The sequence below is a fragment of the Thermobrachium celere DSM 8682 genome, assembly GCF_000430995.1.
Taxonomy (GTDB): domain Bacteria; phylum Bacillota; class Clostridia; order Clostridiales; family Caloramatoraceae; genus Thermobrachium; species Thermobrachium celere.
In genome coordinates this window covers 207,247-233,965 of record NZ_HF952018.1, presented here as the reverse complement: position 1 = coordinate 233,965, position 26,719 = coordinate 207,247, and the positions used below count along the sequence as shown (strand labels likewise).

24 protein-coding genes, 2 pseudogenes and 1 riboswitch are annotated in these 26,719 nt (G+C 32.1%); of the genes and pseudogenes, 9 read left to right on the top strand and 17 right to left on the bottom strand.

All coding sequences use genetic code 11. The features are described from left to right. Positions 1 to 177 precede the first annotated feature (177 nt). Positions 178 to 1,458, top strand: coding sequence for an aminotransferase class V-fold PLP-dependent enzyme (locus TCEL_RS01810; RefSeq protein ID WP_018660515.1), 1,281 nt, complete (start codon positions 178 to 180; stop codon positions 1,456 to 1,458). 147 nt (positions 1,459 to 1,605) lie between these two features. Here the strand turns inward: TCEL_RS01810 and TCEL_RS01805 are convergent, their stop codons facing one another. Both TCEL_RS01805 and TCEL_RS01800 read right to left on the bottom strand, forming a co-directional pair. Continuing rightward, on the bottom strand, positions 1,606 to 2,682 hold the full coding sequence (locus TCEL_RS01805; protein WP_018660513.1) for a M24 family metallopeptidase: 1,077 nt from the start codon (positions 2,680 to 2,682) through the stop codon (positions 1,606 to 1,608). Positions 2,683 to 2,751: 69 nt separating this feature from the next. Continuing rightward, the gene (locus TCEL_RS01800; protein WP_018660511.1) at positions 2,752 to 3,786 is read right to left on the bottom strand and encodes a threonine aldolase family protein; all 1,035 of its coding nucleotides are present in this window, start codon (positions 3,784 to 3,786) and stop codon (positions 2,752 to 2,754) included. Between the two features lie 132 nt (positions 3,787 to 3,918). Here TCEL_RS01800 and TCEL_RS01795 point away from each other — a divergent pair, with 132 nt between their 5' ends. Further along, positions 3,919 to 4,827 carry a DMT family transporter gene (locus TCEL_RS01795; protein ID WP_018660509.1) on the top strand — a complete coding sequence of 303 codons (909 nt, stop codon included), beginning with the start codon at positions 3,919 to 3,921 and terminating at the stop codon, positions 4,825 to 4,827. Positions 4,828 to 4,919: 92 nt separating this feature from the next. On the opposite strand, the gene TCEL_RS01790 is transcribed toward TCEL_RS01795, so the two are convergent. Then, positions 4,920 to 5,384 (bottom strand): methylated-DNA--[protein]-cysteine S-methyltransferase, encoded by a 465-nt coding sequence (locus TCEL_RS01790; protein WP_018660507.1) that lies wholly within the window; start codon positions 5,382 to 5,384, stop codon positions 4,920 to 4,922. A gap of 171 nt (positions 5,385 to 5,555) precedes the next feature. Between TCEL_RS01790 and TCEL_RS01785 the strand changes: the two genes are divergently transcribed. Next, on the top strand, positions 5,556 to 6,794 hold the full coding sequence (locus TCEL_RS01785) for an MFS transporter (RefSeq protein ID WP_018660505.1): 1,239 nt from the start codon (positions 5,556 to 5,558) through the stop codon (positions 6,792 to 6,794). A gap of 38 nt (positions 6,795 to 6,832) precedes the next feature. On the opposite strand, the gene TCEL_RS01780 is transcribed toward TCEL_RS01785, so the two are convergent. The 3 genes from TCEL_RS01780 to pepV all read right to left on the bottom strand — a co-directional run bounded on the left by TCEL_RS01780 (position 6,833) and on the right by pepV (position 10,451). Then, entirely contained in the window at positions 6,833 to 7,408 is a 576-nt protein-coding gene (locus tag TCEL_RS01780; protein WP_018660503.1) for a GNAT family N-acetyltransferase, read from the bottom strand. A gap of 275 nt (positions 7,409 to 7,683) precedes the next feature. Continuing rightward, the gene (locus TCEL_RS01775) at positions 7,684 to 9,102 is read right to left on the bottom strand and encodes a YfcC family protein (RefSeq protein WP_018660501.1); all 1,419 of its coding nucleotides are present in this window, start codon (positions 9,100 to 9,102) and stop codon (positions 7,684 to 7,686) included. Positions 9,103 to 9,122: 20 nt separating this feature from the next. Further along, positions 9,123 to 10,451 carry a dipeptidase PepV gene (gene pepV, locus TCEL_RS01770; RefSeq protein WP_018660499.1) on the bottom strand — a complete coding sequence of 443 codons (1,329 nt, stop codon included), beginning with the start codon at positions 10,449 to 10,451 and terminating at the stop codon, positions 9,123 to 9,125. A gap of 498 nt (positions 10,452 to 10,949) precedes the next feature. Between pepV and arcA the strand changes: the two genes are divergently transcribed. From arcA to arcC, 4 genes and pseudogenes are all read left to right on the top strand, one after another. Further along, entirely contained in the window at positions 10,950 to 12,179 is a 1,230-nt protein-coding gene (arcA, locus tag TCEL_RS01765; RefSeq protein ID WP_018660497.1) for an arginine deiminase, read from the top strand. A 35-nt stretch (positions 12,180 to 12,214) separates the two neighbouring features. Next, positions 12,215 to 13,056: pseudogene (argF, locus tag TCEL_RS13110) on the top strand (ornithine carbamoyltransferase); the annotation flags it as partial. 6 nt (positions 13,057 to 13,062) lie between these two features. Beyond that, a pseudogene (locus TCEL_RS13375) lies at positions 13,063 to 13,533 on the top strand (Rossmann-fold NAD(P)-binding domain-containing protein); the annotation flags it as partial. A 118-nt stretch (positions 13,534 to 13,651) separates the two neighbouring features. After that, positions 13,652 to 14,602 (top strand): carbamate kinase, encoded by a 951-nt coding sequence (arcC, locus tag TCEL_RS01755; RefSeq protein WP_018660491.1) that lies wholly within the window; start codon positions 13,652 to 13,654, stop codon positions 14,600 to 14,602. Positions 14,603 to 14,637: 35 nt separating this feature from the next. On the opposite strand, the gene TCEL_RS01750 is transcribed toward arcC, so the two are convergent. The 4 genes from TCEL_RS01750 to ppaX all read right to left on the bottom strand — a co-directional run bounded on the left by TCEL_RS01750 (position 14,638) and on the right by ppaX (position 18,804). Beyond that, positions 14,638 to 16,089 carry a glycosyltransferase gene (locus tag TCEL_RS01750; RefSeq protein ID WP_018660489.1) on the bottom strand — a complete coding sequence of 484 codons (1,452 nt, stop codon included), beginning with the start codon at positions 16,087 to 16,089 and terminating at the stop codon, positions 14,638 to 14,640. Between the two features lie 9 nt (positions 16,090 to 16,098). Beyond that, entirely contained in the window at positions 16,099 to 17,061 is a 963-nt protein-coding gene (locus TCEL_RS01745) for a carbohydrate kinase family protein (RefSeq protein WP_242823431.1), read from the bottom strand. Between the two features lie 45 nt (positions 17,062 to 17,106). Continuing rightward, complete coding sequence (locus TCEL_RS01740) at positions 17,107 to 18,096, bottom strand: LacI family DNA-binding transcriptional regulator (RefSeq protein ID WP_018660485.1); 990 nt, start codon at positions 18,094 to 18,096, stop codon at positions 17,107 to 17,109. A gap of 78 nt (positions 18,097 to 18,174) precedes the next feature. Then, a complete protein-coding gene (gene ppaX, locus TCEL_RS01735) occupies positions 18,175 to 18,804 on the bottom strand; it encodes a pyrophosphatase PpaX (RefSeq protein ID WP_018660483.1) in 630 nt (209 codons plus the stop codon). Positions 18,805 to 18,998: 194 nt separating this feature from the next. On the opposite strand from ppaX, the gene TCEL_RS01730 reads away from it, so the two are divergent. Beyond that, complete coding sequence (locus TCEL_RS01730; protein WP_018660481.1) at positions 18,999 to 19,319, top strand: thioredoxin family protein; 321 nt, start codon at positions 18,999 to 19,001, stop codon at positions 19,317 to 19,319. A 19-nt stretch (positions 19,320 to 19,338) separates the two neighbouring features. On the opposite strand, the gene TCEL_RS01725 is transcribed toward TCEL_RS01730, so the two are convergent. From TCEL_RS01725 to TCEL_RS01695, 7 genes are all read right to left on the bottom strand, one after another. Then, complete coding sequence (locus tag TCEL_RS01725; protein ID WP_018660479.1) at positions 19,339 to 20,439, bottom strand: iron ABC transporter substrate-binding protein; 1,101 nt, start codon at positions 20,437 to 20,439, stop codon at positions 19,339 to 19,341. A gap of 13 nt (positions 20,440 to 20,452) precedes the next feature. Beyond that, positions 20,453 to 21,205 carry an ABC transporter ATP-binding protein gene (locus TCEL_RS01720; RefSeq protein WP_018660477.1) on the bottom strand — a complete coding sequence of 251 codons (753 nt, stop codon included), beginning with the start codon at positions 21,203 to 21,205 and terminating at the stop codon, positions 20,453 to 20,455. Next, the gene (locus TCEL_RS01715; protein WP_018660475.1) at positions 21,202 to 22,257 is read right to left on the bottom strand and encodes a FecCD family ABC transporter permease; all 1,056 of its coding nucleotides are present in this window, start codon (positions 22,255 to 22,257) and stop codon (positions 21,202 to 21,204) included. The genes TCEL_RS01720 and TCEL_RS01715 overlap by 4 nt, the downstream gene beginning before the upstream one ends. A gap of 2 nt (positions 22,258 to 22,259) precedes the next feature. Further along, the gene (locus TCEL_RS01710) at positions 22,260 to 22,784 is read right to left on the bottom strand and encodes an FmdE family protein (protein ID WP_018660473.1); all 525 of its coding nucleotides are present in this window, start codon (positions 22,782 to 22,784) and stop codon (positions 22,260 to 22,262) included. 202 nt (positions 22,785 to 22,986) lie between these two features. Next, complete coding sequence (locus TCEL_RS01705; protein ID WP_018660471.1) at positions 22,987 to 23,934, bottom strand: hypothetical protein; 948 nt, start codon at positions 23,932 to 23,934, stop codon at positions 22,987 to 22,989. A 48-nt stretch (positions 23,935 to 23,982) separates the two neighbouring features. Next, positions 23,983 to 24,068, bottom strand: a riboswitch (cyclic di-GMP riboswitch). A 42-nt stretch (positions 24,069 to 24,110) separates the two neighbouring features. Then, the gene (locus TCEL_RS01700; protein ID WP_018660469.1) at positions 24,111 to 24,557 is read right to left on the bottom strand and encodes a DUF134 domain-containing protein; all 447 of its coding nucleotides are present in this window, start codon (positions 24,555 to 24,557) and stop codon (positions 24,111 to 24,113) included. Positions 24,558 to 24,568: 11 nt separating this feature from the next. Then, on the bottom strand, positions 24,569 to 25,384 hold the full coding sequence (locus TCEL_RS01695; RefSeq protein ID WP_018660467.1) for an Mrp/NBP35 family ATP-binding protein: 816 nt from the start codon (positions 25,382 to 25,384) through the stop codon (positions 24,569 to 24,571). 150 nt (positions 25,385 to 25,534) lie between these two features. Here TCEL_RS01695 and TCEL_RS01690 point away from each other — a divergent pair, with 150 nt between their 5' ends. Then, positions 25,535 to 26,695, top strand: coding sequence for an MFS transporter (locus tag TCEL_RS01690; protein WP_018660465.1), 1,161 nt, complete (start codon positions 25,535 to 25,537; stop codon positions 26,693 to 26,695). Positions 26,696 to 26,719: the final 24 nt, after the last annotated feature.

Below are 26,719 nucleotides of genomic sequence, written 5' to 3'. Positions count from 1 at the left end.
AGATTATTATATCAAAATTTTGAATATTAAACATATTATTATATTCAAGTTACAAAAATTTAGGATTATTTTCGGTTGCTTTTTCGAATTGATTATGAAAAAATTGGATAATTTCACATTTCACATGGGTGGCACTTTTGAATAATATATAAGAGGAAAATAGAAAGGGTGGTTTACATGGAATGCTTCAGAGATTTTATTGTTGGTGTTGACAGTATAATACCATTAAAAGATGGGACAATGGTTAAATATATAAATTTTGATAATGCCGCAACAACACCTCCCTTCAAAACTGTCATGTGGTTTATAAATTACTTTTCTGAATATTATGCTTCAATTCATCGTGGAGAAGGTTACAAATCAAGACTTTCCACTGAAATTTATGAGTCGGCAAGGGATGAAATTTTAAATTTTGTTGGAGGGAATAAAGACGATACGGTTATTTTTGTAAAAAATACAACAGAAGCAATAAATAAACTTTCATATAAGATCTGCAGCCAATATCCAAATTGTGTTGTTTTAACAACAGAAATGGAGCACCATTCAAATCTTCTTCCATGGAGATTTAGGTTTCATGTGGATATAGTTAAAACCGATGAATGTGGAAGAATAGATTTGGATCATCTTGAGAAGAAACTTAAAAACTATTTTGGAATAGTAAAGCTTGTTGCTGTAACCTATGCATCTAATGTAACTGGATATATTAACCCTGTCCATGATATTGCTGCTTTATGTCATAAATACGGTGCTAAAATATTTGTTGACTGTGCCCAAATTGCTGCTCACAAGAAAATATGTATGAAGCATGAAGATGAAAATAAAAAATTAGATTTTATAGCGTTCTCTGCTCATAAAATGTATGCTCCTTTTGGTGTTGGTGTGTTAGTTGGTAATAAGACAATTTTAAACTCTGGAGTACCAGATGTTAAAGGTGGAGGTACTGTAAAAGTAGTTACTGATGATTTTGTTATATGGGAAGATTTGCCGCATAAAGAAGAAGGGGGCACGCCTAACGTAATGGGAGTTGCTGCTTTAGTTTCTGCTATAAACACTCTTTCTTATATCGGACTTGACAACATAGAAAAGTATGAAAATGAACTTTTAAAGTATGCAGCCTCTTCTTTAAAGGAAATTGAAAAGATCAAATTCTATTGCGACGGAGTTGAAAATAAAGTTGCAATAATTCCATTTAATATAGAAGGAGTAAATCATAATGAAGTTGCAAAGATACTTTCTGAAGAATATGGAATAGGCGTAAGAAACGGCTGTTTCTGTGCTCAACCATATGTTCATAAACTTTTAAAATTAACTAAAAATGATATAAAAAATATCATTAGGGATAGCGATATAACAAAACGACCTGGCATGGTAAGGTTGAGCTTTGGGTTATATAATACATTTGAAGAAATTGATAGGTTGAAGTATGCGTTAAATAACATCGCAAAAGGAAATAATTAATTATTACACAAATTATTTAAATCATTCAGTGCTATTATAACAAAAGCCCCATGTAACTCATGGGGCTTATTTAAAGTTTTTGCATATAATTTTGAAATATTTACTTGAAATCATTGGATAATGTCACATTTCACTTGGGTGGCACTTTTATTCTATTATTATTAATTCCTTATCATATTTATTTAATACTTCGCATCCGTCTTCCGTAACAAGAACTAAATCCTCTATTCTAACTCCTACTTCATTTGGTAAATATATTCCTGGCTCTACTGAGAATATCATTCCTGGTTGAACAACATCAGTATTTACTGCTGAAACATCTCCAAAATCATGTACTTCTATACCAATTGAATGCCCTGTTCTATGTGTAAAGTATTTTCCATAACCATGATTTTCAATATGTTCTCTTGCTGCCCTATCTATATCACAGAATCTAACTCCAGGCTTAATTATATCTATTGCTCTTTTATTTGCCTCAAGTACAATGTTATAAACCTTCTTTGCTACTTCACTTGCATTTTTATAAAATACTGTTCTTGTCATATCTGAACAGTATGAATCCTTTACACAGCCGATGTCTATAATTACACTGTCTCCTTCATTTAGCTGGCTATTGTCTGATTCATGATGTGGGTCTGCTGCATTTTTTCCATATGCTATGATTGGGCCGAAGGAGAATCCATCTGCACCAAGCTTTTCGTATATTTCAGCTAGCTTTGAAACCATTTGTTTTTCAGTTAATCTTTCTGGTACAAGCTTCACCATTTCCTCCATTGCCATGTCGTTAATTCTTGATGCCTGTTTCATCAATTCTATTTCCTTCTCATCCTTTTGCATTCTTACTCTGTCTATAATAGGTGAACCATTTACAAATGTACTTCCACCCTTTAATTCCATTAATCTGATTAAAAATCTTGCAGGCCAATTTTTGTCTATACCTATTGGCTCATCCTTCATAACATAATTTGAAATTATTTCAACTCCATCTTGAGTGTCATTGAACCAAATCTTTTCAACACCTAAATCCTCATAAACTGGGAATAACTCATTGATGAAAAGTTTATGATTTCCGTTTAGATTGATATAAAGTGCCAAAAGCCTTTCTCCTGGATGTATCCATTTGCCTGTTAAGTAAAATATGGATGCTGGATCTGAGATAATCATTTGTTTTAAATTTCTTTTCTCCATTTCAGCTAATACTTTGTTTAGTCTTTGTTGATTCATGTGTTTACCCCCTATGTATATTCAAAATTTTCAGCTTTGTTACAAATTTATAATAACATTAAATTTAAATTATTTAAATACATTTTTCACTATTTTATTTAAATCATCAACAAATTCATCTATATCTTCCCTTTTTGTATCAAAGGAGGTCATCCATCTAACTTCGTTTTTTTCTTCATTCCAAATATAAAAATAGTACTTTTCTAGAAGCTTATCTATTATCTCTCTTGGTAGAGATGCAAAAATAGCATTTGCTTCAACCTTTTGAGTTATCCTAACAATTGGGAGCTCTTTTAATCTTTCTTCAAGGTATTTTGCCATTTCGTTAGCATGTCTTGCATTTTTTAAATACAGATCATCAGTTAAAAGGGCTTCAAACTGTGCTGAAATATATCTCATTTTTGAGTGTAATTGCATAAACTGTTTTCTTCTATACTTAAATCCTTCTGATAAATTTTTATTAAAAAATACAACTGCTTCTCCAAACATCATTCCATTTTTTGTTCCACCAAAGGATAGAACATCTACACCTGCATCCTTTGTAAATTCTCTTACATCTTGTTTTAAATGACAAGCTGCATTTGCAATTCTTGCACCATCCATATGTACATACATATTATTTTTATGCGCAAATTCTGATATCTCAATTATTTCTTCCTTTGTATAAACAGTTCCTAACTCAGTTGATTGAGTAATTGATATAACCTTGGGCTGGGAATGATGTTCAACTCCAATAGCAAACAAATGTTTATTTATATCTTCAACCTTTATTTTTCCATCGCTACTTGAAAGAGAAATTATCTTACATCCTATGTTTTTTTCTGGTGCCCCACATTCATCAGTGTTTATGTGTGCCCATTCAGAGCAAATTATTGAATTATATGTATTTGTTATTGCTGAAAGTCCTAAGATATTTGCAGCTGTTCCATTATAGACAAAGTAGACATCTATATCATCTCCAAATAACTTTTTGAATTTTTCAACTGCCCTTTGAGTATATTCATCATATCCATAGGACTTTGCATCATAATTGTTTGCATTTACTATACTCTCCATTATTTTGGGATGAACCCTTGATGTATTATCGCTAGCAAAACTTTTCATAATATCCCCCCAAATTTAGTTATATTAAATTTATTTTAACATAAATTTATATTAATTATCATAATTTTTAATTTTTTAACTTTACCTTAAATATTAAACTCTGTTAGAATAGCACTAAGGGGGGATGAAAATATGGATAAAGCAAAGAAACAAGAAATATTAGCAATGTTAGCACTACTTACAACAGCAATAATTTGGGGCGGTGGGTTTGTAGCAACTAAAAATGGATTAGAACACATCACGCCTTTTTATTTAATGGCTGCAAGGTTTTTAATTGCCTTCTTTTTGCTTTCTGCTATCTTCTATAAAAAAGTAATGTCAATTACAAAAGAAGATTTAAAAGGTGGAATAATAATAGGGATATTTTTATTTACTGCCTTCACAAGCCAAACCATTGGCCTTCAGTTTACAACTCCTTCTAAGCAGGCCTTTTTAACAGGAACAAATGTAGTAATGGTACCATTCTTGTATTGGTTTGTATATAAAAAGAGGCCAGATATATTTTCTTATTTAGGAGCTTTTCTTTGTTTTATTGGAATTGCCACACTAACATACGAAGGTGGAATTGGAGTAAATTTAAACTTAGGAGATATCCTCACTCTTATATGTGCACTCTTATATGCAGGACATATTGTTGCAACTGGATACTTTGCTGAAAATCTTGATCCTGTTATTTTGTCTATAATTCAATTTGGACTTTCAGGTATATTGTCCTTAATTTGTGCTTTTATATTTGAAAGTATACCTTCTTCACAGAATACAACAGCTATTATGTCTATCTTATATCTTGCTCTACTTAGTACATGTATTGCCTTTGTATTTCAAACTGTTGGTCAAAAGTATACATCTTCAACAAAGGCTGCAATTATTTTGAGTACAGAATCTGTATTTGGAACTTTATTTTCTGTTTTGCTACTTCATGAAAAATTCACAATTAACATGTTCATAGGATGTGCATTAATTTTTATATCCATTCTTGCTGTTGAAACAAAATTTGGAATTAAAACAGAAGATATTAAGACAGAAGTTGTAGGAGAATAGAATATATTTTAAAAGTTTTGGCCCCATTAATAGATTTTGTGGATAAAACTTAATTTACACAAAATCTATCATGGGGCCTTTAATATAACATATTACTTACTATACTTCTCCTCATGTTCTAATAACCACTGCTTTCTCCAAAGACCTCCTGCATATCCTGTAAGAGAACCATCACTTCCAACAACTCTATGACATGGTATTATAATTGCTATTTTATTTTTATTATTTGCTCCACCTATAGCTCTAACAGCTTTTTCGTTTCCTATTGCAATTGCAATATCCTTATAGCTTCTCTTTTGGCCGTATGGTATCTTTTTTAGTTCTCTCCAAACCATCTTTTGAAACTCAGTGCCTTCTATTTCAATATCTATATCAAACTCTTTTCTTGTCCCTTTAAAATACTCATCAAGCTGCTTTTTGCACGCTTTAATTATTTCATTTTCCTTTTCCTTTGATTTTTTATACACAAAATCTAAAGAAACAATTGCCCTCTCATTGGCAGATATTTTAATTAATCCTATTGGTGAATCGTAGAAAGATATGTAAATAGAACTCAAAACACGCACCCCCTATTTTTGTGCTACCATTAAAAATACAAGAATTTTAATATTAAATAGCACACCATTTTATATTACTACATCAATAGAGAATTTTCCATATTTATTTTTTCCTTGTAACATATATTAAAATTAGTTTATAATCATCTTTAGGGGAATGGGGGTGCTAATTTGTGTAGGTTAAAAAACAATTATTATCTTAATATACTAAATGGTATATTCCAAGTTATTGCATTAAATCTTGCAACATCCTTTGCAGGTCTATTTTTAAAAAGGTTGAATGCAGGAGATTATCTTGTTTCTCTTTTTAATTCTCTTCCAGCTTTTTTCAGTATAATGGCCATCTTCATAGGTGGCATAGTATTAGGTTCTACAAAAAATAAAAAAAGAACAACTTCCATTACTTTTCTTATAACAAGAGCCTTTTATATATTAATGGCCCTTGTACCGCTTCTAAATGAAAAATATAGAGCTTTTGTTTTTGTTATTTTATATGGTGCGATGAACTTTCCTAACTCTATAGCTGTATTTTTATGGCAATCATTTTTTGCTGATATATTCCCTCCTGGTGAAAGAGAACAATATCTTTCAATTAGAAATAGCATCTCAACAGTGGCAGGAACGACAACAACTCTAATTGCTGGATATCTTTTAACCACTCTTTCAAATACAAAATCTGAGCTAATCAAGATATATCAAATAATATTTGTTATTGCATTTATATTTGGATTATTAGAAGTTTATACACTACTAAAACACAAGTATAATCCCAAAACATCCTTTGCAGAAATATCTACAGAACAAAATAAAATTTCAATAGCATTTTTAAAAAACTTAAAAAATCAAAGAGAGTATTTAATATTCATAGTTATAGTGGTTGCCTTTCATTTTACATGGCAAATGGCGTGGCCTTTGCTTTTGACATACGAAGTAGACTACTTACATACGAATGAATTTTGGACATCTATTATATCAACCATAAATGGACTTGCTATGGCCTTTGGATATAGATTTTGGGGAAAATTCTCAAGAAAAAAGGGAAATGCAGTAGCCCTTACAATTTCAGCAATTGGAATGTCCTTTGCACCATTTTTATATGCCCTTTCAACTAAAATATATCATATTGCATATTTTGTTGTTATAACAGGGCTTAGTGTATCAGGTGTTATGCTACTTCTTTTAAATTCTCTATTTGAAGTTACACCAAGAGAAAACAGAACCTCATATATTGCATGCTATAACCTACTAACTAATATTACCCTTGTAATTGCGCCTTGGGTTGGTATGAAATTATATAAATTAACAACAATAAAAACAGCACTTATAATTATTGGAGTTTTAAGATTTGTATCGGGATTGTTGTTCTTAATCAGGCACAAAAAGGCTTATAAAAAAGTTCCACTTTTTTAAGTGGAACTTTACTTACATTTATTGGATAATGTCACATTTCACTTGGGTGACACTTTTTTCTTTTCTACAACTTCTTTAATATAAACTGACTTAAATTCATTTTTTAAGATATCCATATAAATAATATCATATCTTTCACCAGCAACTTCTATTGCTTCCCTTAGCCTTCCAGCATATTTAAATCCAACTTTTTCATAGCATTTAATTGCATTTACGTTGTAACTATAAACCTTAAGATATACTGAGTGTAAATTCAACATATTAAATGCATAATCTAGTATGAGTTCTATTGCTTCTTTTCCATAACCCTGTCCCCAATAAAATTTATCTCCTATTACTATGCCAAGTTCAGCAGTTCTTGATATCCAATTAATATTATGTAGGCCAACATTTCCTATTAATTTATCTACTTCATTTAAAACTATCGCAAATACATTTTCTTTAGCTAAATCTTCTATAATCTGCCTTTCACCTTCAGCAGTAATTGGTGTTTTCATTTCAAATAATGCAATACTAACTTCCAAGTCATTTATCCACTCTGCATACTTTAAATAATCATCCGGATTTAATGGCGACAAATAAATTCTCTCCCCTATAAACCTCTTAAAGTACATATTTATCCCCCCATGGCTGTATTAACACTATATATTAATGTATATTAAAATACATGTTTTTTTAATATTAAATTGTTTTATTTACATGTTAGAAAAGTTTATTAAACTACCATCCATAGAATAACAATAATTTGTTGGATATAAATTTAAATTTGAGGGAAATTGACGAAATTAAAAAAACTTCCATTAGGAACAGCTAGCTAATGGAAGTTTTTTAACTGTATAAAATTTGTTTCCAATTTTTTGAAAATGTCACATTTCACTTGGGTGGCACTTTAGAGGGCTCCTACTGTAAGAACTGCGATTATTATAACCATTAGTATTACAAGTAGTTTCCAAACATGTTTTAGCCATTTATCATATGAAACTCTTCCTATTGCAAGGCCACCCATAACAACAGCACTTGTTGGTGTAATTAAATTAACAATTCCTGATGCTGATTGGTATGCAGTAATTACTATGTGTCTTGCAACATGTGCAAAGTCTGCAAGTGGTGCCATAATCGGCATTGATAGTGTCGCAAGTCCTGATGTTGAAGGAATTAGGAATGAAAGTGGTATATAGAATAGGTATGAAAGTATTGTAAATCCTACTGAACCTGTACCTGCAAGTGTTTGTTCACCTAAGTGTAATACAGTATCTGTTATTTTTCCAGCATTCATTACTACTGTAATTCCTCTTGATACACCTATTATTAAGGCAACTCCAAGAAGATCTCTTGCACCATCAACAAAAGTTGATGTAAGCTCTTTTTCATTCATTCCATATACAAGTCCTATTAAAATTGCTGAAACTAAGAACAGAGCTGTTAATTCTCCAAACCACCATCCAAGTGTTGGAATAGCAGTTATACCGATGTCTGAGAATGGAATTACTCCAAATACCATTATTATAAATGTAGCTGCAAACATATATAGTACAATTTTTCTTTTTCCTGTAAGTTCTGGGAATTCCGTTCCTTCTTTATGTGCAAGGAAGTGTTCTTTGTCCTCCTTTAATGTTTCATATACTAATGATTTAGTTGGATCTTTTCTTACTTTTTCTGCATATCTCATTACAAATAGAATTGCTGCTGCTTCACCTAAAACTAATATTAAGAGTCTAAATATAATTCCGTCACCTATTGAAATATTAGCAAAACCTGAAGCTATTCCTGTTGCAAATGGATTTACAGTTGAACCTAATACTCCAACTCCAGCTCCAAGCATTATAACTGAAACTGCAGTTATCGTATCATATCCTGCTGCTAAAAATACTGGTATCAAAAGTGGGTAGAATGCTATTGTTTCTTCTGCCATACCAAATGTTGTACCACCAAGTGAGAATAGTATCATAAGTATAGGTATCATCCATTTTTCTCTTCCCTTTAGCTTTCTTGTTACATTTGCAATACCAGCCTCAATTGCACCTGTCTTCATTACTATACCTAAAAATCCACCAATAACAAGAACAAACAGTGCTACATCAACAGCATCATAAAATCCATTTATTGGTGCCATCGCAATGTCTTTAAGACCTTGAGGTGTTCTTTCAACTATGTGATAAGTATTTGGTATAGGCTGTTTCTTTGCTGCATTAGGATCAACATAATCATATTGACCTGCAGGAACAATCCAAGTAAGTATTGCCACTAATACTATTATTGAAAATAGTATTGTATAGGCTGTAGGCATTTTAAATCTCTTCTTTTGCATAATAATTCCCCCTTAGTCTCTTAATTATGTATAAGTTCATATACTGCCTTTGCATATATTTTGGCAGCTTTAATCAGATCATCAATTACAACATATTCATTTGCTTGATGCTCTGTCTTTGGTTTTCCTGGAAATACTGCACCAAAGGCAACAAAGTTGTCCATAGCCCTTGCATACGTTGCTCCACCTGATGATAATGGCTTTGAGTCTAATCCTGTTTCTTCTTCAAATACCCTTCTTAAAGTCTTTATTAACTTATGTTCTTCAGGTACGTATATAGCCTTTAAATAGTCGTATTCTTCATATTCTAGTTCATATTTTTTAGCCACATCTATAACCCTTTTTACAAATTCATCCTTATCAAACGTAACAGGTATTCTTGCATCAATACAAATTTTCTCCTCTTCGCTATTTAAATCAATCTTCCCTACATTAACTGTTAATTTACCTGATACTTCATCTTCACACCCACTAAAGATATTTTCTCCATTGTATGTTTCACCTATAACCTCAGCAATAAATTTAACTGCCCTTGAGTTGATTCCAATGTTATTTAGTGCAATACATAGTCTTGAAATTGCATTAATTCCCTTTTCTGGTTTTGATGCATGAGCTGCTCTTCCTAGCACTGTTATTCCATTGTGTTTTGTGTAGTCATAACCTAATTTTTTAAGTTCCTTCTCTAATTCTTCAATTTTTTCTCCATTGTATGTTGCCTTATCTGGAACAGCATTAAACGCCTCTCCCACTTTTAAATTAACTGAGCTTCCCTTTCTTGATCTTAATATAAACTGTAAAAGCCCTTTTTCAGCATTAATCAATGGAAATGTTGAATCTGGTGTAAAACCATAGCTTGGTACTTCTTCATTTTTTAAATATTCCTTTATATCTCTCCAAAGATTTTCTTCATCTAATCCAAATATAAATCTAACTCTTTTATTAAACTTTACTCCTGAATCTAATAGTGACTTTACTGCATATATTGCTGATATAGTAGGTCCTTTATCATCTTGGGTTCCCCTTCCATATATTTTCCCATCTACAACCTTTGCATCAAAGGGTGGGTATTTCCAAGAGTTTAAATCCCCAGCAGGAACAACATCAAGGTGTCCTAGTATACCAATTAATTCATCACCTTCTCCAACCTCTGCAAAACCATAATATTTATTATAATATGTTCTAAATCCTAAACCTTCACACAGCTTTAATGTTTCCTTTAAAGCTCTATCTATTTCTTTTCCAAACGGTAATTCTTCATCATCCCTATATACACTAGGTATATTTACAATCTTAATAATTGAATTTACCATTTCTTCTCTATACTCTTCTACCTTCTTAAAGTAATCCATCGTCGTACCCCCTATTTACCTGATGTTAGCTTTAGTTTATACATAAAAATATTTTTATGCAAATATTGTATTTTTTGTTTATATATTTTTTTCGACATAATATTTTAAAAATATACTGAAATTTCTTTATTTTTCTTTTGTATACTTCTTAATATACACTATTTGTTAAATTTTTGATAATTTATACATACAATATTCGGTTATTTATACACATTTAACACATAGTTAACATTTTTCAAGGGTTCAAATTGCATAATTATTATGTTTTATACATTCAAAATGTTTAAATAAACGCATAATTGCATAAATTTTTTCACTTTTCATAATCATTAGTATTTTCATGAAATATTGAGCAAAGTGCAAAATATTTTGAATAATTAGATTAATTTCATGTAATTTGGTGCCATATCGAATTTTACCTGTTTTATACATGAAATGTATAATGAATACTGTAAGGCAGACGCAATAAAAGTTGCAAAAGAAGTAGGGGGGATATGCATGAGCAACTTAATTAATGTCACCTCCGAGATTGGTAGGCTAAAAAAGGTTCTACTTCATAGACCTGGAAATGAAGTTGAAAACTTAGTTCCAGAGTATCTCGGAAGACTACTTTTCGATGATATTCCATATTTAAAAATAGCTCAAAAGGAACATGATAGGTTTGCAGAGGTTCTTCGTGAAAATGGTGTTGAAGTTGTATATTTAGAAGAACTTGCAGCTTCAGCATTAGAAGATGAAAAAGCTAAGATAGAGTTTTTAGAAGAAATGCTTCATGAAAGTAAGATTTATTCACCATCACTTAAGGAAACACTAATGCAATACCTATTATCTATGCCAACTAGAGAGATGGTTGACAAGATAATGGCAGGTATCAGGAAAGAAGAAGTAGAAGTTAAGGAAGTTTCTTCTTTAGCAGATTTAATGATGGATGATTATCCATTCTATTTAGATCCTATGCCAAATCTATATTTTACTCGCGATCCAGGTGCATCAATTGGTAATGGTATAACACTAAATAGAATGCAAACAGATGCAAGACGCCGTGAAACACTATTTTTAAAATATATCCATAAATATCACAAAGATTTTAGAGAAGCTAATGTACCTCTTTGGTATGACAGAACTATGCCATTCTCAATAGAAGGTGGAGATGAACTAGTTCTTTCTGACAAGGTTGTTGCAATAGGATGCAGTGAAAGAACTTCTCCAGAGGCTATTGAGATAGTTGCTAAAAATTTATTTGAAGCAAATACAGGATTTGAAAAGGTTCTTGTATTTGAAATACCAAAATGTAGAGCATTTATGCACCTTGATACTGTATTTACTATGGTTGATTATGACAAGTTTACAATTCACCCTGCAATTCAAGGACCACTTAGTGTATATGAAGTAACTAAGGGTGCCAACAATACATTAAAATTTAAACACAATACAAGCCCACTTGAAGAGATATTAAAGGATGCTTTAAACCTTGATAGTGTTGAACTTATAAAATGTGGCGGAGGCGACTTCATAGTTGCTGGACGCGAACAATGGAACGATGGTTCAAACACTTTAGCAATTGCTCCAGGTGTGGTTGTAACTTATGAAAGAAACTATGTTACAAATGAAATCCTTGATAAGAAAGGAATAAAGGTATTAACAATACCAAGTTCAGAACTATCACGTGGTCGTGGTGGCCCAAGATGTATGAGTATGCCACTATATAGAGAAAATATTAAACTGTAAAAAAATAATTTACATAAAGAAAGGGGAAATTTACTATGCCAGTTAATTTAAAAGGAAGAAGCTTTTTAACACTTATGGACTTTACTCCAGAGGAAATAAGATACCTACTTGACCTATCACATGACTTAAAAGCTAAAAAGAGAGCTGGAATAAGAAACAACCTTCTTGCTGGAAAGAATATAGTTCTTCTATTTGAAAAGACTTCAACAAGAACAAGATGTGCTTTTGAAGTTGCAGCTCTTGACGAAGGTGCTCACGTTACATTCCTTGATCAAAACAGCTCACAAATGGGTAAGAAGGAATCATTAGAAGATACTGCTAAAGTTCTTGGAAGATATTATGATGGTATTGAGTACAGAGGATTTGATCAAAAGGTAGTTGAAGACTTAGCTAGATTCTCAGGAGTTCCTGTATGGAATGGTTTAACTGACGTTGACCACCCAACTCAAATACTTGCTGACCTTATGACAATTGAAGAACACGTTGCAAAGCCACTTAACAAGGTTAAAGTTGTATTCGTTGGAGATACAAGAAACAACATGGCATATGCTTGGATGTATGGATGTGCAAAGATGGGAATGCACTATGTAGGATATGGTCCAAAGGAATTATGGCCACAAGAAGATATAGTTGAAAAGGTTCGTGAAGTTGCAAAGGAAACTGGTGCTGTAATTGAAATAACTGACAACATTGAAGCTCTAAAGGGTGCAGACGTTATCTATACAGATGTTTGGGCATCAATGGGAGAAGAAGCTCAACTTGCTGAAAGAGTAAGACTTCTAACTCCATACAGAGTAACAATGGATATGTTAAAGGCAACTGAAAATCCAGATGTAATCTTCATGCACTGCTACCATCATTCCACGACTTCGAAACTANTTGGATGTATGGATGTGCAAAGATGGGAATGCACTATGTAGGATATGGTCCAAAGGAATTATGGCCACAAGAAGATATAGTTGAAAAGGTTCGTGAAGTTGCAAAGGAAACTGGTGCTGTAATTGAAATAACTGACAACATTGAAGCTCTAAAGGGTGCAGACGTTATCTATACAGATGTTTGGGCATCAATGGGAGAAGAAGCTCAACTTGCTGAAAGAGTAAGACTTCTAACTCCATACAGAGTAACAATGGATATGTTAAAGGCAACTGAAAATCCAGATGTAATCTTCATGCACTGCCTACCATCATTCCACGACTTCGAAACTAAGATGGCAAAGGATGCTATGGAAAAGATGGGACTAGACATAAGAGAAGTTACTGACGAAGTGTTCAGAAGCAAGCACTCAGTTGTATTTGATGAGGCTGAAAACAGAATGCATACAATAAAGGCTGTTATGGTTGCTACTCTATAATTAGTAAACAAAAGGTGCTTGGCACCTTTTGTTTACCCAAAATGAAAAGCTCACGTTTAGGTTATAGTTAATCTAAACGTGAGTTATATTAAATACTAAACGATAGGGGGATTTAAAAATGGCAAGAATAGTAGTAGCTTTAGGAGGAAATGCTCTTCAAGCAAATCCAAAGGATATCTCAGCAGAAGCACAACTTGAAACATGCCACCACACTGCTAAGGCAATAGTTGATTTAATAGAAGATGGTCATGAAGTTATCATTGCCCATGGAAATGGCCCACAAGTTGGACAAATAGTTGCAACATATGAAGCTGCAAATGCACAAGACAGTTCAAAACCTGTTATGCCATTCCCAGAATGCGGTGCAATGAGCCAAGGATATATAGGATATCACCTACAACAAGCAATAAGAGAAGAAATGTTAAGAAGAGACATTAAAAAATCTGTAGCTGCAATTGTAACTCAAGTTGTAGTTGATAAAAACGATCCAGGATTTAAAAATCCAACTAAGCCAGTTGGTTCATTCTTTACAGAAGAACAAGCAAAGGTTTTAATGGCAGAAAAAGGATATGTAATGAAGGAAGATGCAGGCCGTGGTTGGAGACGTGTTGTTCCATCTCCAATGCCAGTTGCAGTTGTTGAAGAGCCAATTATAAAGACTCTTGTTGAAGCTGGACATGTTGTTATAACTGTTGGTGGAGGCGGTGTTCCTGTTATTATGAAGGAAGACGGCTCACTTGAAGGTGTTGCGGCAGTTATAGACAAGGACCTTGCTTCTGAAAAGGTTGCAGAACTTCTTGATGCAGATGAGCTTGTTATACTAACTGCTGTTGAAAAGGTTGCTATAAACTTCAATAAGCCAAATCAAAAGGATTTAGATACATTAACTGTAGAAGAAGCTGAAAAGTATATCGAAGAAGGACACTTTGCTCCAGGTTCAATGCTTCCAAAGGTTAAAGCTGCTGTAATGTTTGCAAATTCAAAGCCTGGAAGAAAGGCTATAATAACTTCACTTGAAAAGGCAAGAGAAGCATTAAAGGGATTAACAGGAACTGTAATTACAAGATAAAAAAAGCTCCACAAAAGTGGAGCTTTTTTATCATTCTACTCTCCCATTACATCCTTCATTTTTTTAATTAAAATTTCTTCTCCTTCTCTTGTATAGTAATAATTCTCTATCTTCTCTCTACCTTTTAAAGCCTCATTTATTGCATCAAGATATCCCTTTGCAGTAGCCCTCCAAGTATATTTTGATTCTACTCTTTCTATACCAAGCTTTTTATACATCTCAAAGTTATTAAGTGCCTTTATAAGTCCCTCTGCTATATCCTCAGGATCTTCTGGATCAACCACAACTCCATAGCGTCCTCTATCTACAGTCTCAAGAGTTCCTCCATTTTTAGTAACAACGGCAGGAAGGCCAGCATACATAGCCTCAATTGGAGCAAGACCAAATGGCTCATATAGTGCTGTTAGGCAGAAGACTGATCTTAATCTACTGAAAACTCTATATGCAGAAGCAAGTTGTTTTTGCCCATTTATAGGAAACATTGATACCTTTCCGTAAAGGTTATATTCTTTTATGATAGCCATTATTTCGTCCATTATTTCCTTCTCTTCAGCATTTAGATTTGAATAATCTTCAAAGGCATTCTCAACATTTCTTAAAACAATGACTAGGTTTGCCATTTCCTGCAATTTCTTGTTCTTTGCAAAGGCAAGAACTGCCCCCTTATGATTTTTCTTTTTATCAAACCTTGAGGATAGTACTACATATTGAAGATTTAATCTATCCTCGTCAATGTCTCTTCTTAAATATTTATCTATGTATTCCTTAGTTTTATCATCTTCTTCCGAATATTCATAGGTAAATACCTTTGTATTTACTCCTGGAGGAACCACCTTGAACTTTCTATCATCATTTACATCAACAGCACCTGTATAGTATTTATGGCTATACTGATTAAATCTTTCCTGCTCTGTTGAAACAATATTAACACAGGACCTATTCATTGCAATTCGCTCTGCAAATATTCTTTTTGAAAAGTTAAATCTCTTTTCAAACTCTTCAAAGTTGTCTTTATTTACACCTAACTTGTCCATCTTTTGTGCACCAAGGGAATGTGCAGTAAAAGTAAATGGTACATCAAAAATATTAGAAAGTATTGCACCAACAAGTCCACCATCTGCATAATGGGTTGTTATTGCATCTGGTTTTGTATTTTCTTTTTTATAAAACTCCACTATTCCATCCACAAACTCATTTGCAAGGTATGGCCAAAGCTCCTCCTTTGGTAAAAATTTATCTCCTCCAAAGGGTATTCTCACTACTCTAACATTTTCATTTCCATGATAAATCTCAACATCCTTTGAAAACTCTGGCCACTTATCATCTACTATTTTTCTTGTAATAATATCTACTTTTATTCCCATTTCTCCAAGAGCAAGTGCAACTTCCTTTACATAAACAAGCTGTCCTCCAAAGTCTGGATGTTGTGTCCAGTAGCTATCATTATTATCAAAATTTCCTTGTGGATTAATAAATGCTATTCTCATACTTACCTCCTATACATTAAATTCTTTTATTAAATCTTCATACTTTGGCATTGGTGAAATAGCACCTACATATCTTAATTTAAAGGCACTTGCAGCAAGCCCCACCTTTACTGCCTCTTGAATACTTCTTCCCTTTACTATTCCTGTATAAAAGCCTGACCAAAAGGCATCTCCTGCTCCTGTTGTATCTTGAACTTCTGTTGCTAATGTACTAAATCTTTGCATTTTATTTTTATCTGCAACTATCACTCCATCTTTTCCAAGAGTCATAACAACAAGTTTTGCACCAAGTTCAATGAATTTTTTAATTTGGTTCTCTGGGGTATCCTTGCCAAATATTCTTTCTGCATCATCCTCTGATGGCTTTATAAAGTCCACATACTTTATTATTGATTTAATATAACTTACTCCATCAACATCCATATCCCACAAATCCTTATGGTAATTTGGGTCAAAACCTATTAGTGTACCACTTTTCTTTGCTGCTTCAATCCCCTTTTCTACTACTTTTCTTGATTTTTCCCTTGACAATGGCCACGTTGAAAAATGCATAATCTTTGAATTTTTTATTGCTTCCTCTAATTTTTGTGTATATTCAATTTCATAATCTGCCCCTCTGTAAAATATAGGTATGGGTGTCCCCTTTGATCTTGTTACTACAACCATGCTTGTTGGATAAGTTGTTCTTGTTATAAGGGATATATCAACTCCTTGATTTTGAAGATATGAAACAAGAAAGTCTCCAAAACCATCATATCCTACACTTGAAGCAACAATTGAGTTAAGTCCTAACCTTTTAGTGTTGATTACAATATTCGCAGGAGAGCCTCCAAATTTTTTAACATATTCATCATTTGAAAAGTCCTCTGAAAAGTCTTTGGAAATCATATCAACTAAAATCTCTCCTATTGTCAAAAGGTCATATTGTTTTTCTTCAAAACTTACTTTTTCTTCTATGTTCAAAATTGTCACTCCCTTCTTGAAAAGCTTTTCAAGGATAGTTAAGTTAAAAAAAAATTATATACTACTCTGCCTCTCTATAATCTCATATTCTAACAACATTTTATTTTCTACTTCTATTCCATTAATACAGCTTATAATAGCATTTACAGATAATACACCTGCTCTATAAAAGTCAATTTTAACAGTTGATAAAGAAGGAGTATAAATCTTTGCTATTGGATTATCATCAAATCCAACAACCTTTATATCCTGTGGTACTTTAACATCATTATCTAATAAATATTTTATTGCACCAAGTGCCATAAAATCATTTGCTGCAAAAACTGCTTCAACTCTTTCTTCTTTTAATATCTTTTTCATAGCTTCGTAACCAGATGAAATTGTAAAATCTCCCTCTTTATATATTAAATCTCTTTGATTTATACCATTTTCGATGGAGGCCTTTAAAAATCCTGTATATCTATCATACCCAGCTGCTTTGTCCCAAAGTGGTCCTGTAATCATAGCAATTTTTTTAATACCTTTTGAGTATAAATATTTAACTGCATCATAGGAAGCTTTAATATTATCTATGTTAATTGAAATTAGTGACTTATATTCGAAATCTTGGCCAAAAACCACAAATGGTATAGTTGAATTATCTATATGCAGTTTATGTCTGTCTGTTAAAATAGTTCCTGCAAATATTATTCCATCTACCCTTTTTTCCTTTAATATTTCAAAGCATTCAACTTCCCTTTCAGGTTCATTTCCTGAAGTCATTAATATTATATTATAATTGTTTTGCCTTGCTTCTATTTCTATTCCCTTTACAAACTCTGAAAAATTTATATTTGATATATCAGGTACAACAACACCTAATGTAAAGGTCTTGTTATAGAGTAATCCCCTTGCTAACGAATTTGGTTTATATCCTGTTTGCTCTAAAACCTCTAAAACTCTCTGTCTTTTTTCTTCATTCACATTCGCACTGTTATTTATAACCCTTGATACGGTTGCTGGTGAAACACCTGCTAATTTTGCAATATCCTTTATGTTTAACATAACAACTCTCCTTGAAAAGCTTTTCATATTTTAAATTTATCACATTTTTATTAGTACTTCAACTAAATTTTAATATATTTATATTATATCCAAAAGCTCCCTCAACCCATCTATAACAAAATCTGGGCTATAGCTTAATACCTCATCTAAATTAAGCATTGTGTATTTCACAAGACAGGTTTTAGAGCCTGCATTTTTTCCACATTGAATGTCGTAATGGCTATCACCAACATATAGAACTTCACTTGGTGATATATTAAGTCTTTTGCAGGCCTCAAGTAGAGGTTGTGGATTTGGTTTATGTACTTCTGTATCCTCCATTGCAATTATTACATCCATTAATTCAAGTAAATTAAAATACTTAAGTCCCCTCTCTGCCATCCTCTTTCTTTTTGAGGTTACAACACCTATCTTAAGCCCTCTATTTTTAAGCTCCTCCAATGTTTCCTTTGCATTGTCCATTAATTTAATCATGCTGTCGTGTTTTTCTTCATTATATTTAACATAGGTTTTATACATTTCTTCAACCTTTTCCTTATCATATCTTTCAAGAGTTAGTCTTAATGGTTCACCGAAATATCTTACAATTTCTTTTTCATCTAAGTCTCTATTCAAATGCTTTTTTATGGTATGTTTATAGGATGAAATTATAAGCTGATTTGTATCTATAAGTGTTCCATCTAAATCAAATAAAACTGCCTTAAACATATTCTCCCTCCTAAAAACAAGTTAAATTACAATCTAATAATAACATAAATACATACTATTTCAAAACTTTGTAAAAATAAATTGTAAATATATTAATTTTTAAATAAATTATTAGAATCTAGTTGTAGATAATAGGCTAAAAGTTTTGTATAATATATCGTATTATAGTGATATTATGTTAAAGAGGTGTTATTATGAAACTTACAACTTTAGATTCAATTAAAAATTTTATAAAAGAAAATACAATGTCTATTTTATATTTTTCAAGCAATACTTGTAATGTATGCCATGCACTCTATCCTAAAATTGAGGAGGTTGTCCTTAAATATCCAAATATAAAGCTTGCAGAGGTAGAGATAACTGACGTACCAGAATCTGCTGGAGAATATTCAATATTTTCATTTCCTACAATACTTGTATTTATAGACGGAAAAGAAATAGCCCGAAAATCAAGAATAGTAAGCATTGATGATTTTCAAGCTACAATAGATAAATATTACTCACTTGTATTTTAAAAAGGTGCACAGCACCTTTTTACTTTATTTGTAGTTTTCCAAGCTCCCCAAAATCCTCCTTCATCTTATCAAATAGTTCTTTTCCTACAAAAAACTTATATATTTCATCCGCCTTTTCCTTTATATTAATATCATTAAACCTTTCAGGATAAACTGTCTTTCCTATAAAGTAGGCATCAACTAAAGCTGTGTCTATATTGGTGCTGTAAAAATTATATGGCAGCTGTGAATATACATTTCCTTCTTTAAATGCCTTAAGTGAATCATAGAATTTTGAGTTTTTACTGTAATCCTGCTTAACTATTTCAAGTCCACCTAAGTCGATAAATATTATATTTGGATTCCATTCAACTAATTTTTCTTTATCTATCATTACACTACCTGTTTTTCCTGTTTCATCTGCAACATTTTTAATATTTAATACAGTAAAGAGAGAGTATTTTCCCTGTGTACTTTCTATACCGTGCATTCCCTTCATTCCAAGGGCCCCTATATATACAGAAGGTTTATTTTCATCCTTCAAGTCTCTTGTTCTTTTTTCTAAATCCTTCTTTACTCCTTCTATAAAATCTACCACTTCCTTTGCTCTTTCTTCTTTATTAACCACTTTACCTATTAATTTTAAAGATTCATTAACTGCATTATCAAATAGAGATATTTTCCCATAGCTTATTGCAACAACTGGAATACCTATTTTACTCTGAAGATTATCTGCCTCCATCTTATCCTTTGCATAGGTTGTAAAAATTACATCCGGTTTAACTGATAGAATCTTTTCTGCATCTGGTGGATTATTGGGTCCTCCAAGCCCAACAGTAGGTAACTCTAAAAGTTCCTTATTAGCTATAATATATGGTCTTCCTTTTGCGTTCTTCTTTTCAAACTCTTCAATTCCAACAATTTTATCTTTACCTGCTACATATGTATAAAGCCTTAATGCTCCTGGTCCTATTGCTACAACCCTTTTAACATTCTCCTTAATCTTTACTTCTCTTCCAAGTAAATCTGTAACTACTATTTCCCTTTGATTAGTTTTTGATTCTTTACTGTTACAACCAACCATAAATATAGACATTAACAACATTAAAATAGATAAAAAAAGTGCTAATCTTTTTTTCATTTTAATCCCTCCATTAAACTGGTATTACTATTTTTTTATTCCTTATTTTTTCTATCTTTACATCTACAGAATAAACATCTCTAATTGCCTCTTCTGTAATAACTTCTTGTCCTCCAGCAGAATATATTTTGTTATCCTTAATCATTATAAATTTATCTGCAAACCTTAAGGCTAAGTTTAAATCGTGTATTATTATAACAACCGAAATTCCCCTTTCCCTTGCAATCTTCTTTATAAAATCCAAAACCTCAATTTGATTTTTTAAATCTAAACTGCTGGTTGGTTCATCAAGTAGCAAAACCTTAGGCTCCTGAGCAAGTGCCCTTGCAATTAAAACCTTTTGAAATTCTCCTCCGCTTAATTCATCAATATACTTTAAACTATATTTTTCAAGTGAGAGGTGTCTTAATATGTCCTTTACAATCTCAATATCCTTATCAGTTACATCTAATTTTATATATGGTTTTCTACCTAACAAAACAGCATCAAAAACCGTCATCCTTGACACATTTGTACGCTGTGGTACATATCCTATATTCTTTGCAACTTCAATTTGAGGCATTTTACTTAAATCTTTGTTTTCTATATAAACAACCCCACTATCTGGTACTAATATTTTATTTATACACTTTAATAGCGTTGATTTACCAGCTCCATTTACACCAAGAACTGCAACACATTCTCCTCTTTCTATACTAAAGCTTACTTTATCTAAAACCAATTTACTATGATAGGAAAAAGTTAAGTTATCTACCCTTAATATCATCCTCTGCCCTCCCCCTTTATCAAAAGATATAGAAAAAGAGGAGCACCCAAAAATGATGTTATAACTCCAACTGGAAGCACAATAGGACTAATTATAGTTCTTGCAAGGGTATCTGATAATAAAAGTAGAACTGAACCTAAAACTGTAGAAGTAGGTATTAAAAACCTTAAGTCACTTCCTACAATTCTTCTCATTATGTGTGGTGCAATAAGGCCAATAAATCCTATAACACCTATAAAAGATACTGCTGTTGCTGTTGCAAATGAAACTAATAACAGACTTCTTAAACGTAACTTTTCTACATCAACACCTAAAGATTTTGCAACATCATCGGAGGCCTCTAATGTATTATAGTCCCATCTGTGAACGTAAAAATATATATATGATATTAATGTGGCAGTTGCCATAATTAATACCTCTTTATATGACACCCTTCCTAAATCTCCAAAGGTCCAAAACACAGCTGCAGCAACTTGATAGTCCTGTGCAAAATACTGTATAAGAGTTGTAGCTGCCGTAAAAAGTGAACCTAATGCTACACCTGATAAAACTATTGCCTCTTTACTAAAAAATTTAAGTTTTGCAAGCTTTATAACAATAAAGGTGGCAAATATTGAAAATACAAATGCACAAATACTTACTATATAAGGATTATTTATTATTACCGCATCCTTTGTACTACTTTGAGTTGAACCTGCATCTAAAAGAATTATTGCAACATTTGCACCAAAGGCTGCCGCATTTGAAATACCAAGAGTAAAAGGAGAAGCAAGGGGATTTTTTAAGTTGTTCTGCATTATACAACCTGATATTGAAAGTGCTGCACCTGCAACAATTGCAGCAAGTATCCTTGGAAGTCTTATCCTCCAAAGAATCAAATTTGCATCTTGATCATTTATTCCTCTAAAAAATCCAATTAAGTTTATGAGTGTAGTTCTACTTGCACCTAAATTTAATGCCAAAAAGGATAGTATAAATAAAATTAAAAGAAGAACTATAAATACATATTTTTTCCTACCTACATACCTTTTGTACATAATATCTGCCTGCATTGTTACCATCCTCTTGTATATTCTTTAAAACAGTCTAAACAAACCATCTTACCATTTTGAATTCTTATCCTGTGCTCTGCTGCAGCCTCTCCACATTCCTCACATACTATGCTGTTAAAAATTCTTGCCTTTTCAGGCAATTTCACTCTTAAAGGCTTTACTTCAAATACATCAGCTTCTTTTGCCTCTAAAATATATTGTTTTCTTTCCTCTCTTGACATTTCTTTATTTGAAGGTTTTAATACTACCCTTATTCCTTCTCCTGTATTTCTTTTAATAAATGAAAAGGCCATTTTACCTCTGTCTTTAAATATTAAATTGCCCTTTCCCATCGTACATCCTGTTATAACCTGTACAGCATCTACACCACAAGCATCATTTTCTGTTATGCATACAACCTCCTCATCCTTAGAAAAGGTCAAATTAAGTTTCTCTACTGCAATTTCACAGGCTCTAAAACCTATTGCAAGCCCTGGGCACTCATGTCCATGAAATTCAACGCATTTTTTCCATAGTTCTTTATTCATAGTTCAACCTCCTAACCACATAATTTTATAATTTAAATAAGAACAAAAAATAACCCACGAAGGTTAACCCTTCGTGGGTTTAGTTATATTTCATTAGCTATTGTTTATTTGGAACTTCGTGTTCCATTTTTTATGTTAACAAAATATATCATTTTAGTCAATACAAATTATCCTTTAAATATACTTTAACCCAATTTTTAAATTACTCTCTTTTCATCATCATAATATTTTCCAGATAATGTACTGCAAAACCAAAATTATTGTATTTATTTCTATAATAATCATTTACCTTATTTATTTCACTCCACATATAATTTAACCCCTCTTGATAGAAGGTTACATAATCTCCTTCACTTGTGTTGCCTGTTTCAACCGAAATCATAATTTTCTTATTATATTTCTTAGCATAATCTATCTCATTCTTTACTATCTCTATTATTAATTCTGCTCTATCTCTATAGGCCATTATATTTACAGAATCCACCTTAGAAATCACATATTCAGCTAAACTCATACCCTTATTTAAAAGGGGTATTTCATCGAACCAAAAAGGCATATCAACTGATATATTTAATTTATTTTTTACTGCAAAATTCTTAATGTATGATATATAATCCATGTACTCTAAAACTGCCTGATTTCTATTTATGTTCCATAAATCTAAAAGATAGGGCTCAGAGTCAAGGTGTATTCCATAAAATTTCTCATCATTTGCCTTAGAGTTGTTATATTTTACAACCCAATTTAAAAATTTATCAAGCTGAACTCTTTTGCTTTTCAATGTCCAATTAGGATTACCATCTAATGCATAAACCTTTATTCCAAACTTATTAGCATTTTTTATAAAATAGCTGTAATGTGAATAGTTTAAACTCTGGTCTATCTGAACATAAACTTCATTAAATCCATTTTTATTTAGGAATTTTATAACGTCATCTGGAATCTGAAGGATTTTACTTGTATCCCAAAGCCAAGTACCGTAAGGTACCTTATATGTAGTTTCACTTAAAACTTTATTATTAATTATAACTTTTTTAATTACTCCTCTCTTAACTTTGGGATTTAATTTAGACTTAGCAGTAGCTGAAATAGTTGACGTGCATACAAATACAAAAAGGATCAAAAAGAATGATATGACTCTTTTAAACATAATATTCCCTCCTTATATAGAGATTTGAGGTTCTCCATATAAGGAGAACCTGGCAGTCTGGCAACCATAGAGCTCTGCTCCTTAGGCCCATGACTTTGCGTCCTTAGGTTTCCCTAAGTTTGCCCTTTTCAGGTTTTTTTATTCTTAATTCTATTCTACTACTTTAAAATATTAAATCAATCATTTTCTTCACATCTACACCACTTTTTACACTTTTCAGCCTTTTTACTGCACATAACCTTATTGGAACCACATTTTGGACACTTTGTTTTATCATAATCAACATTTATTTCGTATTCATTTCCACAATCAAAACACTTAAACTTGCAGTGTTTTGTTACAAAGTGTCCTCCTCCAATCCTAATGGCCTTACCCTCTGTTAAGGCTATTGCTACCTTTTTTCTTGCACTATCTATTATGTTTTGAAATGTCTGCCTTGAGACATTCATTCTCTCTGCACAGTCTTCCTGATGCAGATCTAAAACATCCTTTAATCTCATAGCCTCAAGTTCCTCAACCTTCAAAACAACCTCATCTAAGGAGCATTTTGGCACATTTGAAGGAATAAAATATTCCTCTTTAGGTAGATTTTCTACCAATCTATATTTAGTTGGTCTTGGCATAAATCCCTCCATTAGTTTAGTTTTTTCATAATATCTAAAACAATTGATGTAAATATTTTATCAAATTCTATTGCGTCTTTTGTTAAATTATTGTAACTATTTAAGTTTTGAGTCATTGGAAGTTCACCTAAAATATCTATTCCCATTTCTCTATATTCTTCCTCCGCCTTTTCTGAATTAAATAGTCTTATCTTCTTTCCACAATCTGGGCAATTAATATAGCTCATATTTTGTATAACTCCTAAAACATCAATATTTAGCTTTCTTGCCATATTTATGGCCTTCATTACTATCATTGTAACTAAATCCTGTGGAATTGAAACCATTACAACACCATTAATTGGAATTGACTGCATTACAGTCAATGCAACATCAGATGTCCCTGGAGGCATATCTATTATTAAATAATCCAACTCCTCCCATAAAACATCTGTCCAAAATTGAGTTATAACACCTGAAATTACAGGACCTCTCCATAAAACTGGCTGATTTTCATCCTCCATTAATAGATTTACTGACATAACTTTAATTCCATCTTTTTCAACAGGAAATATATACTCCTCTGTTCCCCTTGCCTTTTCCTTTATATTGAGAAGTCTTGGTATACTAGGACCTGTAACATCTGCATCCATAATACCAACACTATATCCTAACTCATTTAGTTTTTTTGCAAGTAGAACTGATACAGTTGATTTACCAACTCCACCCTTACCACTCATTACTGCTATTACCTTTTTTATTTTATTATTTGGATTTATTTGTACCATACATGTATTCTTATCCTTTGAACATGATGAATTTGAAGGACAAGTACTGCAATTTGACATAATACCACCCCTTTATAGCATTTGCTATTAATAGAATATAACTATTTTCTAAATATGTCAAATGTAATGTTGACAAGTACTCCTTAATGTAATATCATTATATCGTAATATAATTATTTAATTATTTACTTATATAATGGAGGTGTTACGATGACAAATAAAGATAAACAAGCCATAGTTATGGTCCTTGGCTTAATGGCCTTTTTAGCTAACGGAGATAATTATGCTGCTGCTCCACTTATTATAAACATTGCAAAGGACTTAAATCTTAGTTTAACAACAGCTGCAGTATCTGTTACTGCATATATGCTTTCCTTTGGACTATTTACAATATTATTTGGACCACTTGGAGACAGATTTGGAAAAACTAGAATCATAAACATAGCTGCTTTTGGTACAGCTATTTTTAGTATGCTTGGTGCCTTTGCATTCAACCTAACTTCACTTGTATTTTTTAGAGCAGTAAACGGTGCATTTGGTGCTGGTATTTTCCCTGTTACTATGGCACTAGTTGGTGAAGTTTTTGAACCACAAGAAAGACAAAAATCCATTGGTAAAGTAATGGGAATGATGTTCCTAGGTGGTGCATCAGCTACACTTATAGGAGGAATGCTTGCGTACTTCGGCTCTTGGAGAACTGTTTATTTTATTTATGGTCTTGGTGAACTTATTCTTGCTATAGTAATGCTTAAGAAACTACCAAAACTCCCCGGAAGAATCAATAAACTTAATTTAACCTGTGTATATAAACAAGCACTTTCAAATGGTAAACTTGTATCTGTAGTTTCAACTATTATGCTTGTTGGTTTTAGTGTATTTGGTAGCTTCACATACACGGGAAAGCTTGTTCAGTCTAAAACAGGATACAATATTTTTATAGTCGGTATTGTATTAACTTCCTTCGGTATCGCAACTGTTATAGGTGGAAGAATAGCCCCAAAACTTAGATCAAAACTACAAAATAAATTCCTTTTAGTTTTAGGATTAACTGGTTCTATATCACTTTATCTATTAGCTGCTACTAAATCAACAGCTTTAATAGTAGTTGCTCTATTTGGATTTGGTCTTGCCTTTGTTTCTCTGCAGTCAACATTAGTTTCAACAGCACAAGAAACTATGCCAAGCCTAAGGGGTACTGCAATGTCCCTTGCATCCTTTAATATGTTTGTAGGTGGTGCAATTGGAACAAGTTTAAATGGAAAAATAATAAATCTATACAATAACTATAACTATGTATTCATTAGTGCTTCAATTGCAATGCTTCTAGTTTCATTTATTGCAACATATACAGTTAAAAAGGCATTAAAGTGAGCTCTTTAGGCTCACTTTTAATTT